Source organism: Microbacterium trichothecenolyticum (genome assembly GCF_030818955.1).
In the GTDB taxonomy this organism is placed as follows: domain Bacteria; phylum Actinomycetota; class Actinomycetes; order Actinomycetales; family Microbacteriaceae; genus Microbacterium; species Microbacterium trichothecenolyticum_B.
The window spans coordinates 919,576-931,439 of sequence record NZ_JAUTBF010000001.1; the positions used below are offsets into that span (position 1 = coordinate 919,576).

General features: G+C 70.4%; 10 protein-coding genes and 1 pseudogene. 1 reads left to right on the plus strand and 10 read right to left on the minus strand.

The genetic code is table 11. The annotated features are described in order from the left end of the window. Positions 1–10: 10 nt before the first annotated feature. From lnt to QE412_RS04475, 9 genes and pseudogenes are all read right to left on the minus strand, one after another. A complete protein-coding gene (gene lnt, locus QE412_RS04435) occupies positions 11–1,606 on the minus strand; it encodes an apolipoprotein N-acyltransferase (protein WP_307480632.1) in 1,596 nt (531 codons plus the stop codon). Further along, complete coding sequence (locus QE412_RS04440) at positions 1,603–4,077, minus strand: DEAD/DEAH box helicase (protein ID WP_307480635.1); 2,475 nt, start codon at positions 4,075–4,077, stop codon at positions 1,603–1,605. Before QE412_RS04440 ends, lnt begins: the two co-directional genes overlap by 4 nt. Then, entirely contained in the window at positions 4,074–4,835 is a 762-nt protein-coding gene (gene tatC, locus QE412_RS04445; RefSeq protein ID WP_307480638.1) for a twin-arginine translocase subunit TatC, read from the minus strand. The genes QE412_RS04440 and tatC overlap by 4 nt, the downstream gene beginning before the upstream one ends. A 63-nt stretch (positions 4,836–4,898) precedes the next feature. Next, complete coding sequence (tatA, locus tag QE412_RS04450; protein ID WP_307480641.1) at positions 4,899–5,153, minus strand: Sec-independent protein translocase subunit TatA; 255 nt, start codon at positions 5,151–5,153, stop codon at positions 4,899–4,901. A 113-nt stretch (positions 5,154–5,266) separates the two neighbouring features. Next, positions 5,267–6,256 carry a helix-turn-helix transcriptional regulator gene (locus tag QE412_RS04455; RefSeq protein ID WP_307480643.1) on the minus strand — a complete coding sequence of 330 codons (990 nt, stop codon included), beginning with the start codon at positions 6,254–6,256 and terminating at the stop codon, positions 5,267–5,269. Further along, positions 6,253–7,245 carry a helix-turn-helix transcriptional regulator gene (locus tag QE412_RS04460; protein WP_307480645.1) on the minus strand — a complete coding sequence of 331 codons (993 nt, stop codon included), beginning with the start codon at positions 7,243–7,245 and terminating at the stop codon, positions 6,253–6,255. Before QE412_RS04460 ends, QE412_RS04455 begins: the two co-directional genes overlap by 4 nt. Before the next feature lie 30 nt (positions 7,246–7,275). Next, the gene (locus tag QE412_RS04465; protein WP_307480649.1) at positions 7,276–8,223 is read right to left on the minus strand and encodes an FKBP-type peptidyl-prolyl cis-trans isomerase; all 948 of its coding nucleotides are present in this window, start codon (positions 8,221–8,223) and stop codon (positions 7,276–7,278) included. A 9-nt stretch (positions 8,224–8,232) separates the two neighbouring features. Next, a pseudogene (locus tag QE412_RS04470) lies at positions 8,233–9,292 on the minus strand (tRNA (adenine-N1)-methyltransferase). Continuing rightward, positions 9,289–9,987 (minus strand): HAD family hydrolase, encoded by a 699-nt coding sequence (locus QE412_RS04475; RefSeq protein WP_307480652.1) that lies wholly within the window; start codon positions 9,985–9,987, stop codon positions 9,289–9,291. The pseudogene QE412_RS04470 and the gene QE412_RS04475 overlap by 4 nt, the downstream one beginning before the upstream one ends. A gap of 99 nt (positions 9,988–10,086) precedes the next feature. Here QE412_RS04475 and QE412_RS04480 point away from each other — a divergent pair, with 99 nt between their 5' ends. Further along, the gene (locus QE412_RS04480; protein WP_307480655.1) at positions 10,087–10,953 is read left to right on the plus strand and encodes a PAC2 family protein; all 867 of its coding nucleotides are present in this window, start codon (positions 10,087–10,089) and stop codon (positions 10,951–10,953) included. Positions 10,954–11,007: 54 nt separating this feature from the next. Here QE412_RS04480 and QE412_RS04485 read toward each other — a convergent pair whose 3' ends face one another. Further along, a complete protein-coding gene (locus QE412_RS04485) occupies positions 11,008–11,856 on the minus strand; it encodes an undecaprenyl-diphosphate phosphatase (protein ID WP_307480657.1) in 849 nt (282 codons plus the stop codon). Between the last annotated feature and the right edge of the window lie 8 nt (positions 11,857–11,864).

Below are 11,864 nucleotides of genomic sequence, written 5' to 3' on the forward strand. Positions count from 1 at the left end.
ACCGAAGAATTCAGACGCCGGCCCTCTCGGGGGTCGGCGTCTTTCTCGTGCTCCGTGAGCGGATCGCCACGACGAGTCCCGCGGCGAGCAGCGCCGCGATGGCGCCCCACCCCAGGACGATCTTGACGGCGGGACCGATCACGACGGCGGGCGTCAGGCCCTCGCGCAGTGGCACATCGGTCAGCATGTGCCCGGCCACGTCGATCGGCAACTGATCGAGCGTCGCGCCGTCGGGAGCGATGACCTCACTCGTGCCCACGGTCGACAGATTCACCACGGAACGCCCCGTCTCGATCGCCCGCATACGCGCGAATGCGAGCTGTTGCAGATTCTCGTCGGTGCCGCGGAAGTCGGCGTTGTTGGTCTGGAACATGTAGACCTGCGCACCCTCGGCGGCCCCGTCCCACACCACGTCGTCGTAGATGACGTCGAAACAGATCGCCAGGCCGATGCCCACACCGTTCAGATCGATCAGAGGAGGAGCCGTGCCGGGGGTGTACTCGCGACCGATCAGGCCGATGAGGTCGGGCGCGAAGGGCTCCCAGAACGCCCGGTCGGGCACGTACTCCCCGAACGGCACCGGATGCCGCTTGTCGTACGTTCCGCCTCGCTGACCGTCCTGCGTCCACAGCAGCGACGAGTTGAACAACTGCGAATCGCGCTCGGTGACCGCCGACAGCAACACCGGGGCGTTCACCCGGCGCGACAGCTCGTCCAGCGCCGCCGCCGTGGCGGGGTTCGACGTCGGATCCGAATCGACGCCGCCCTCGGGCCACAGCAGCACGTCCATCTTCTGCCCGAAGAGCGGGACGGATGCCGTGAGCTGAGCGTTCAGCACGGCGTTTCGCGTGCGGTGGTCGAAGTACCCCGCAGGCCCGTTGCCCTGCACCGCGCCGACGCGCAGCGAACCGGCCGCCGTCGTGGGGAACTGCGGCAGCGACAGCAGCACGACGAGCACGATCGCGGCCGGGACGGCACGCGTGAGGCGGCGGAGCCGTCCGCTGCGCACGTACTCGATCGCCATCGCGCACAACATCACGACCAGGAAGGACAGGCCCGACATCCCCACCCACGACGCCACCTCGGCGAAAGGGCCGTTGACCTGCGAGACACCGATGCGCCCCCACGGGAACCCGCCGTACGGCCACGAGCCGACGATCTGCTCGCGCAGCGTCCACAACCCCGCCACGAGCGCCGGCAGCAGCACGAGCCGGCCGAGCGTTCCCGGCGCGATCCGCGGCATCCACCGGTAGGCGAGGGCGATCGGCGCGGCGAACAACGCCGTCAGCAGCGCCTCGAGCATCGACAGCGCCATCCACGGGATCCATCCGAGGTAGCGCGCCGTGAAGAGCAGGTTGACCGAGAAGAAGGCCGCACCGAACAGGAACCCGACGAGCATCGAGGACCACACACCCCGGCCCGCCAGGACGACCAGGGAGAGCCCGACGGCGGGCAGCGCCATCGGCCACCACGCCAACGCGGGGAAGGCGGTGACCAGCAGCAACCCCGCCACGACCGACAGGGGAGCCGCGAACGCCAGACGCAGCACCGGCGGGGGCGCGGCGGCGAGCCGGAGGCGGCCGGCGCGTGCCGACACCCCGCTCACGCCGACGTGTATGCGACGATGCCGCGCCGCACGGAGTCGAGAGCCGTCCGCGCCGTCTTGGCCAACGCGGGCTCGGCGACCAGCGAGATCTGGTCGAGCAGGTCGATGGTCTGCTTGGCCCACCGCACGAAGTCGCCCGCCGCCATGTCGGCCAGCGTCAAGACGCTGTCCAGCGGCAGACCCCTCGCCCACGCGTGCATGGCGGGAGCCAGCCCCGACGCCGGCGATTCCGACCCGGGCAGACGGCGGTCGCGCTCGAGGTCGTCGAGCTCCTGCCAGAGCGTCTGCGTGGCATCCAGGGCGGCGCGGAAAGCTCCACGGGGAAGGCCTCGCTCCCCCGGCCCGGCTTCGTCGCGCCGCGGTTCGTAGACGAGGCAGCAGGCCAGCGCCGCCAGCGACGGCCCGTCGAGGCCCTTCCACAGCCCCTGACGTAGCGACTCCGCGACGAGCAGGTCGCGCTCGCCGTAGATGCGGCGCATCGTGCGGCCGGCCGGGGTGAGGACGGTGGTACCGTCGTCGTCGATCGCGACGTACTCGAGAGCGCCGAGCACGTCGACGACGCGATCGAACACGCGGGCCACGGTGCGGGTGCGCTGGTCGATCTGCTGCCGCGTCTTGTCGGTGGAGCGCTTGAGCTTCCAGTACCGCTCCGCCCAGCGCGCGTGCGCCTCGCGGTCGGGACACGCGTGGCACGGATGCCGCTGCATCCGGCGCCGCAGCGACTGGATCTGCTGCTGCCGCTCATCGCGCAGCCGTCGGGGGGCGGTGGCGTCACGGCGGTTGATCTTCTCGAGATCGCTGAGCTCACGGCGGATCGTGGAGTACTCGCGGAAGTCACCGCGGTCGCACGTCATGGCCTGCTCGTACCCGGCGAGGGACTCCTCGGCATCCTTCACCTGACGCGCGAGCCCGACGACCGAGCGATCGGCCTGGAACTGGGCGAACGAGGATTCGAGGATCTCGCGGGCGCGGGCGCGCCCGAACTGGTCGATGAGGTTGACGGCCATGTTGTACGTGGGCCGGAAGCTGGAGTTCAGCGGGTACGTGCGGCGCGAAGCGAGGGCGGCGACCGACTGCGGGTCGAGGCCCTCGGTGAACTGCACGACCGCGTGGCCCTCGACGTCGATGCCGCGGCGGCCGGCGCGACCGGTGAGCTGGGTGTACTCCCCCGACGTGATCGCGACGCGGGCCTCGCCGTTGAACTTCTCGAGCTTCTCGAGCACGACCGTGCGCGCGGGCATGTTGATGCCGAGGGCGAGCGTCTCGGTGGCGAAGACGACTTTGACGAGCTTGCGGCGGAAGAGTTCTTCGACGACCTCTTTGAAGGCCGGCAGCAGCCCGGCGTGATGGGCGGCCATGCCGCGCTCGAGGTTTTCGCGCCACTCCCAGAAGTGCAGGACGGCGAGGTCTTCGTCTTTGAGGGTGAAGGTCAGCTCGTCGACGATCTGGCGGATCTCGGTGCGCTCCTCGGCCGAGGTGAGCCGCACGTTCGCGCGCCGCAGCTGCTGCACGGCGGCGTCGCAGCCGGCGCGGCTGAAGATGAAGAAGATGGCGGGCAGCAGGTGGTTGCGCTGCAGCAGCTCGACGACCTCGGGGCGGTCGATGCGCTCGATGCGGGGCGCCTGTGACGCCCGCGTCGGCTTGTGCCCGCTCCACGACTGACGACGTCCGCCGGCGTGCCGCTGCGAGCGGTACTCCTGCGCGCGCCGGTTGTTCTCGAACCCGCCCGCGTTGCCGCCGCGGATGCGCAGCAGCTCCTGGTTGACCTGCGCGGTCGCCACGCCCGCGCGGTCGTCGAAGAGCGGCAGCAGGTCGCCGCGCACGAGCACGTGCTGCTCGAGGGGAACCGGCCGCGTCTCGGACACGATGACCTCGGTGTCGCCGCGCACGGTATCGAGCCAGTCGCCGAACTCCTCGGCGTTGGACACCGTCGCCGACAGCGACACGAGCTTCACCGACGGCGGCAGGTGGATGATCACTTCCTCCCACACCGCTCCGCGGAAGCGGTCGGCGAGGTAGTGCACCTCGTCCATCACCACGAAGCGCAGGCCGCGCAGCGCCGGCGAGTCGGCGTACAGCATGTTGCGCAGCACCTCGGTGGTCATCACGACGATGCGCGCCGAGGCGTTGATGTTCGTGTCACCGGTGAGAAGACCCACCTGGTCGTCGCCGTAGACGTCTTGGAGCTCGTGGAACTTCTGGTTCGACAGGGCCTTGATGGGCGTGGTGTAGAACGCCTTGTCGCCGGCCTCGAGCATCGCCAGGTGGATCGCGAACTCGCCGACGATCGTCTTACCCGCGCCGGTGGGGGCGGCCACCAGCACGCTGCGGCCGTCCTCGAGGGCGTGGCATCCGGCGATCTGAAAGTCGTCGAGCTCGAACCGCTGCATCTCGGCGAAGTCCGCCGTGTGCGGGTGCGTCGAACGCGCCGCGGCACGAGCGAAACGCTCGGCGGGGCTCGGGGCGCTCACGCGACGGGCCCGGACGGGAGGTCGAGCACATCGGCGCGACGCGCCTTGCGCCGATCGAAGAGCATCGACAGGCCCGCCGCCGCGAAGAAGAGCACGACGAGGATGCCTGCGAGCAGGAGCATGCTGACGATGTCGGCCGCGGGGGTCGCCAGCGCCGAGAACACCGTCGCGATGAGAATCGCGACGCGCCAGCCCTCGAGGATGGCTTTGCCGCTCATCACGCCTGCGACGTTGAGCGCGACGAGGAACACCGGCAGCACGAACGCCACACCCACCACGATCATCAGCTTGAAGACGAAGTCGTAGTAGTCGACGGCGTTGTAGAAGTTCACACCGCCCTCGGGAGTGAAGCCCCACATCAGCTCGATCACGTGCGGCACGATCAGCAGACCGACCCAGCACCCGAGGAAGAACAGGGGAACGGCGGATGCCACGAACGCCACGGTGTAGCGGATCTCTTTGCGCGTGAGCCCGGGCATGATGAACGCCCAGATCTGCCACAGCCACACCGGGGCCGAGAGGAAGATGCCGATCGAGAACGCGATGCGCATGCGCAGATCGAACGCCGACGTGACCGACGTGAAGTTCAGCGCCGAGAAATCGTCGCCGCGGCGCGCCGCGATCTCGCGGATCGGCTCGGTGATGAGGTGGATGATCGGGTCGGTGATGACGAACGCCACCACCATGCCGACCACGAGCGCCGCGGCGGCGATCATGAGCCGCTTGCGCAGCTCGACCAGGTGAGCGCCGATCGACATACGCTTATCGCGCCGCGGACCCTCCGGCACGTCGATCCGCGGCGGTCCCGCTGTCGCCACGCGTCAGATCGCGGTGTCGTTCGACCTGCGCGGCTCGGGAGCCGCCGTCGACGCCGTGCCGGTCTCGGGCGCGCGCGGCGCCTCGGTCGACGAGGCGGAGACCTCGTCGTCGCGCTTCATCTCTTTCATCTCGTTCTTGAAGACACGAGCGGACTGGCCGACGCTCTTGGCGAGCGCGGGGAGCTTGGTGGCACCGAAGAGCAGCACCAAGACGGCCAGAACGATCAGCAGGTGCCATCCGGTCAATCCCTGAAGCATGAGGACTCCTCTTTTCGTTCGGGCGTTCGCACCAGTCTAACCCGCACGTCCCGATCGGGGCCCGACCCGCGCCGAGCTCGCACGACTCGGTGCGGATGCTCAGGACGACGCCCCTACGGCCCCTCGCGGTGCGGCTCGCCGCGGTACTGCGCCAGGCCCGCCGCCGCCCATTCGGCCGCGGCACGGCGCGCGCCCGCGGGCTCGATCAACTCCACCTCGCCACCGCGACGTGCCGCGAGGCGCTTCAGGCTCTGCTCGTCGGCGAGGCGCAGGGATGCCACGGCCGTGTCGTCGTCGACATGTTCGACCTCCGCGCGCTCGAGGTAATCGGCCAGTAGGGGGGCCACCGCGCGAGGGAAACGGAATCGCGCGACGACCTCGTCGTCGGAGGGAGCGAACAGCTCGGGGACGGGGTCGCCACCGTGCACGGCGGGGATATCGGTGAGGGCGGCGTCGCTCACACGGTCGAGGTGGAAGGTGCGCACCGCCCGCCGCATGTGACACCAGCCCTGCAGGTACCACTGACCGTTCGCGATGTGCACCTTGATGGGGTCGACGGTGCGTGCCGTGGGCCCGGCACCGGGCGCGCGATACGTGAAGGTCACGGCGACCCGGGAGCGCAGCGCCTCGTCGACCACGTCGCGCACGCCGTCGACGGGACCGGGAGCCACGATGACCGGCGCGGGGGTGGCCGCCGCGCCCCGTGCGAGCTTCGAGAGCAGTCCGGTGACGAGATCGCTGTCGCCGAAGCCGGGAAGGCTGCGGGCCAGCTGCAATCCCGCGAGCAGCGCCGCCGCCTCGCGAGCGGTCAGGCGGGGTGAGCGTTCGAGGCCGACGGTGTTGGTGATGGCGATCACGTCGTCGCGGTCGAGCAGATCCCAGTCGATGTCGAAGAGGTCGTGGGGCAGCTGCCAGTACCCGCTCTCCCCCGGGAGACCGATGACGGTGAGACGCTCGACCATCGCGCGCATCTGCGCCGGTGTCACGTCGAAGTCGGCGGCCGCCTCGGCCACCGACACCTCACCCTTGCCGAGCAGGTAGGGCACGAGCTGCAGCAGGAGGGCGGCGCGATCGAGCGCCGCGACAGGACGATCGGTGCTCATCGGATCCCCCCGTGCAGCGCCAGGGTCGCCTCGAGACGACGCATCACCTCGGCGCGCAGATCTGCGGGGGCCACCACGCGCACCTCCGGACCGTACGACGCCAGCTCGTCGGCGAAGACGTGCATGTCGACGTAGGGCACCACGATGCCCTGCGGAGCCTCCTGAGCGCGGCGGGCGAGCCGCAGCGCCGCCTCGGTGCCGGGGTGCACCTCGAGCAGCGCGCGCTGGCGCTCGGCCACCGCGCGCAGCCCCGCCAGCGCACGCTCCCCCGCTCCCTCGCGCAGAGCCGGGGGGAACTTCGTACGCGTCACGGTCACGTCGCCGATGATGCGGGCCAGCAGGAAGGTGCGGTCGGCATCCATGTTCAGGTCGAACCCGTACACGTGCCAGCGCGCCTCGTACTCCACGAGCGCGAGCGGACGGATACGTCGCTCGTGGGGACGCCCCTCACCGGGACGCAGGTAGGTGAAGGTCACGACGCGACATTCCTCGATCGCGCGCTGCAGCGTGGCGAACGAGGCGTCGCGCACGCGGATACGGGGCGCATACCCGATGATCGGCTCGTCGACGGCGTTGCCCAGGGCACGGATCTTGCGCAGACCGCTGCGGGCGTCGGCCGACAGCGACTCCGTTCCCCACACACCGCCCGCGATGTTGAGCAGGGCGACCTCGGCGGGGCTGAACGTGATGTCGTCGGGCAGGGAGTACTCGGCCGTCGGCACGCGGTAGCGCGCCTCGCGCAGGTCGTCGGGGTCGGTGCGGTTGCCGATCGTCTCGATCGGCACGCCGAGACCGCGCAAGCTCTCTTTGTCGCGCTCGAACATTTTCTCGAGCGCGTCCTTCGACGCCCCGGCCTCGAGCTGTTCGCGGTACCCCGCCACCGAGGACAGGATCGTGTCCTTGGTCAGCCCCTGCTCGGTCGCCATGAGGGCGACGACGAGGTTGACGAGGCGCTCCTCGGGAGCGCTTCGAGGCGAGGTGGCGGGCACCCGCCCATCCTAGGCGCCGGGGGCGACGGGTCAGCCGACCGTGCCGAGGATGTCGACGACGTAGACGAGAGCCTTGTCGGCGGGTGCCTGCAGCACTTGCTGATCCTGAGCGGTCTGGTCGGCCGGTACCACGACGAGCACCTGCGAGCCCACGGTCTGCCCGTCGAGGGCGGAAGCGAGGGCGGACGGCAGCTGCGAGATCTGCGCCTGGCCGGGAGCACCGTTCTCCCACGTCGAGGCGAACGTGGTCTTGGCGCCCCACGCCACGCCCTGGAGGTGGATGATCACCGAGGAGTCGGCGTTCACCACGTCGCCGTCGCCCTTCTTGATGGTCTGCGAACGCACCTCGGTGGGCGCGTCGCCCGCGGGGATGACCACCCCGGGCTGGCCGTCGGGCGCGCGCACGACCGCGGGCATTCCCGAGTCGGCGTTGTACTGGTCGGCACCGTCTGCGGCGGGCAGGAACACCTTGCGCACGTCGAGCACGAGGATCGCTCCGTCGCCCTCGCCGAGGCCGAAGCCCTGCGCGCCCTGGGTGCCGACCTGGTCGCCCGGGATGGCCACGGCCACACGAGAGCCCTCGGCGACGCAGGTCAGCAGCGGCGCCAGAGCCGGCACGGCCTGGGTGAGCCGAACGATCGGGGTGGCGGATGCCACGTCGGGGGCGTAGCGCGTCGCCCCGACCTGCTCGCCGGTCGCCGCGTCGAGAACCGTCACGTCGACGAGCGCGAGCTGCGAGTCGGTGGTGATGCGCTGGCCGTCTCCCTCGATGAGGGTCTGCGTGCCCGCCTGCGTGGGGTTGAAGGGCGAGCGCACCGAGATCGTCGGCGTCGTCGCGAAATCACCCGTGACATCGACGACCGAGGCGAGGGCGCTGTCGGTCGGTGTGGGGCACGAGGACGCGGCGGAGGCCGAGCATCCGACGAGGCCGAATCCGGCCAGAGCGGTCACGGCCACGAGAGCGGGGAGTCTGCGCACCGGATCAGTTTAGGCGGTCGGGCGGGACTCCCCCGCCGCCTCACCCGCGTCCGCCGTCGGTGACGCCTCGCCGTCCGCCTCGACGACCCCGGAGGGACGCACGGCATCCGCGGCCTTCTGCGCCTCCCGCACGCGCTTACGGAGGTTCTTGTCGGTGATCTGGCGATCGCCCACGGCTCCGGGGCGTCCACAGCTCCACGTCTTCGTCGCCGTAGCTCGACTTCGACGCCCGGCGCTTCACCTCGGGCGGCACGGCACCGGGTGCGAGACGACGGGCCGTGATCAGGAAGCCGGTGTGCGCGACCATGCGATGGTCGGGACGCACCGCGAGCCCCTCGACGTGCCACCCGCGCACCATCGTCTCGCTGGCATCCGGTTCGGTGAACAGTCCCGTCGCACGGATGTATTCGGCGACCCGGCTCAGCTGCGTGGCGGTGGCGATGTAGCAGAGCACCACGCCGCCCGGGGTGAGCGCGTCGGCGGCGACATCGATGCACTCCCACGGCGCGAGCATGTCGAGCACGATGCGGTCGACGGATGCCGGGGCCACCGCATCCGGGAGACTCTCGACGAGATCGCCGACGATCACCTGCCAGGTGTCGGGCAGTTCGCCGTGGAAGGTCTGCACGTTGGCGCGGGCGACGTCGGCGAACTCCTCACGACGCTCGAACGACAGCAGTCGCCCCGCGGGGCCGATCGCGCGCAGCAGCCACAGCGACAGCGCGCCGGAGCCGACACCCGCCTCCACGACCGTCGCGCCGGGGAAGATGTCGGCCTGCGCGAGGATCTGCGCCGCGTCTTTCGGGTAGACGATCGCGGCTCCGCGCGGCATGGACATGACGAAATCGCGCAGCAGGGGACGCACCGCGAGGTAGTCGTGACCGGAACTGTTGGTCACGACGCTGCCGTCGGGCTGATCGACCAGCAGCTCGTGCTTCAGCACCCCGTTGTGGGTGTGCAGCTCGCCGGCCTCGCGCAGGGTGATCGTGTGCATGCGGCCCTTGGGCCCCGTCAGCTGCACGCGGTCTCCGATGCGGAACGGTCCGCTCAGGTGGGGGGTCTCGCTCATCGGGTCACTCGCGTCTCGGTCGGGAAGGCGGGGGCGTGCGCCGCATGGAGCGCGCGCAGGTCGGTGGCGGTGCGGCCCGCGAGGCTCGGCCAGAGCGCGTGCGCTCCGACGCCCTCGAGCGGAACCATGAGCGGGACCCCGAGCGACACCGCGCCGCTGGCGATCGCCGAGCGGAGTCCGTTGGGCGAGTCCTCGATCGCGACGGCGTCGGCGATGTCGACCCCCAGGGCCGCTGCCGCCTGCAGATACGGGTCGGGGTAGGGCTTGGGGCGTTCGACGTCGTCGCCGGCGACCACGATGTCGAAGGCGGGGAAGTCGATGAGCTCGACGATCGACAGCGCCATGCGACGCATCGACATCGTCACGAGCGCCGTCTTGACGCCGGCCGCGCGCAGGTCGGCGAGCAGCTCTCGCGCGCCGGGGCGGAACGGCACACCCGTGTCGGCGAGCTGGCGCAGCACCTCGTCGGTGAGGTAGGCGATGATCTCGTCGGCGCTCCATGGAACGCCGGCGCCCTGCAGGAGCCGGGCGGAATCCTCGAGCGCGAGCCCCACCATGCCCAGGGCCTGCTCGTGCGTCCACGTGCCCCCGAAGCGCTCGACGAGCGGCACCTCGGCGGCCATCCAGTACGGCTCGGTGTCGACGAGGGTGCCGTCCATGTCCCACAGGACCGCAGCGAGGGCGGAAGAAGTCATCGTGCCATCGTATCCAGCGGCCCGGGCCGCCCCGTCCGGCCGGGAGCGGGCGCGTGCGCCTATTCTGGAAGCCAGCCCCGACGGGGCAGAGGAGGTTGCGTGGACGCACTGGGTCGCCGGATCATCGTCGCCGCTTTCGACGGCTGGAACGACGCCGGAGAAGCCGCGTCAGCGGCGGCGGCGTTGCTGCGCGCCGACGCCGAGTACGAAATCGTGCACACGGTCGACCCGGAGCTGTACTTCGACTATCAGTACACGCGCCCCCAGATCGGGCTGGATGCCGAGGGGCGACGCACCCTCACCTGGCCCGAGGCGAAGCTGCTGCGCCCCGTCGACCGCACCGACGACGCCGAGATCTGGCTGCTCGTGGGCGTCGAGCCCGCGCGGGCGTGGCAGGCCTTCGCAGCGGAGTTCATCGACGTCGCCCTGCGCGAGGACGTCACGGGTTTCGTCGCGCTCGGTTCGATGATGTCCGACGTGCCGCACACGCGACCGATCTCGGTCTTCGCCGGCAGCGACAACGACGGCGTCCGCCAGTCGCTCGGCCTCGAGAAGAGCCTGTACGAGGGGCCCGTCGGCATCCTGAGCGCGATCGGCCACGCGGCCGAGGGCGTCGGCATCCCGACCGCGAGCCTGTGGGCCAGCGTTCCGCATTACGTGGCCGGCCACACGCCGTCGCCGAAGGCGACCCTCGCCCTGCTCGAGCGGCTCGAGTCCATCACCGGCATCGCGGTGCCCCGCGGCGACCTCGAGACCGAGGCGCGGGCGTGGGAGGCCTCGATCGACGCGGCTGCCGCCGACGACGACGAGATGAGCGATTACATCCGCCAGCTCGAGCAGACGCGCGACACCTGGGACTCCCCCGAGGCCTCGGGCGACGCGATCGCCCAGGAGTTCGAGCGGTACCTGCGCCGCGGCGGCGACGGGCCGACCAAGCCCGGTCGCGACGATCCGCCGCGCCGCTGAGCACACGAGAAAGGCGCCGCCCCCGAGGGGACGGCGCCTTCGTCGTAGGGACTCTCAGCTGGTGATGACGGTCGACACCGCGGGGATCACGCCCAGCGAGAGCAGGACGATGATCAGGAGGCCGAGCGCGACGCGGTAGATCACGAAGGGCAGGAAGCTGCCCTTCTTCAGGTACTGCATGAGGAACGCGATCACGACGTAGCCGACCACGAAGGCGATGACCGTGGCCAACGCCGTCTCGCCGAGGTTGTAGGGGCCGGTGCCCTCGTCGAAGCTCTTGTACAGCTCGTAGAAACCGCTCGCGAACACCGCGGGCACGGCGAGCAGGAACGAGTATTCGGCGACCGCGGTGCGCTTGTAGCCGAGGGCACGGCCGAGGGTCGTGGTGGCGCCCGACCGCGACACGCCGGGAACGAGGGCGAGGGCTTGAGCGAAACCGAAGGCGAAGCCGTGGCCGACGTTCAGATCTTCGAGCTCGCGACGACGCTTGCCGTAGTGGTCGGCGACGCCGAGCAGGATGCCGAAGACGATGAGCACGATGGCCGTGATCCACAGGCTGCGGAAGTTGTCGCGGATGAGGCTCTGCAGCAGGAACCCGAGCGCGGCGATCGGGAGCGTGCCGATGATGATGTACCAGCCCATGCGGGCGTCGGGGTCGTTGCGCGGCACGCGGCCGGTGAGGGACAGGAACCAGCGCGAGATCACGCGCGCGATCTTCTTGCGGAAGTACAGCAGCACCGCGAGCTCGGTGCCGATCTGCGTGATCGCGGTGAAGGTCGCACCGGGGTCGGTTCGCGACGGGAGGAACTCGCCCACGATGCGCAGGTGGGCGCTGGAGGAGATCGGGAGGAACTCGGTGAGGCCCTGAACGAGCCCGAGGATGATGACCTCGAAGATATGCATGCGGTCCT

Bases quoted from the DNA above. Each gene is read 5' to 3' on its own strand.
- QE412_RS04475 (WP_307480652.1), bottom strand. From the start codon at position 9,987: ATGACTTCTTCCGCCCTCGCTGCGGTCCTGTGGGACATGGACGGCACC.
- QE412_RS04485 (WP_307480657.1), bottom strand. From the start codon at position 11,856: ATGCATATCTTCGAGGTCATCATCCTCGGGCTCGTTCAGGGCCTCACC.
- tatA (WP_307480641.1), bottom strand. From the start codon at position 5,153: ATGCTTCAGGGATTGACCGGATGGCACCTGCTGATCGTTCTGGCCGTC.
- tatC (WP_307480638.1), bottom strand. From the start codon at position 4,835: ATGTCGATCGGCGCTCACCTGGTCGAGCTGCGCAAGCGGCTCATGATC.
- QE412_RS04455 (WP_307480643.1), bottom strand. From the start codon at position 6,256: ATGAGCACCGATCGTCCTGTCGCGGCGCTCGATCGCGCCGCCCTCCTG.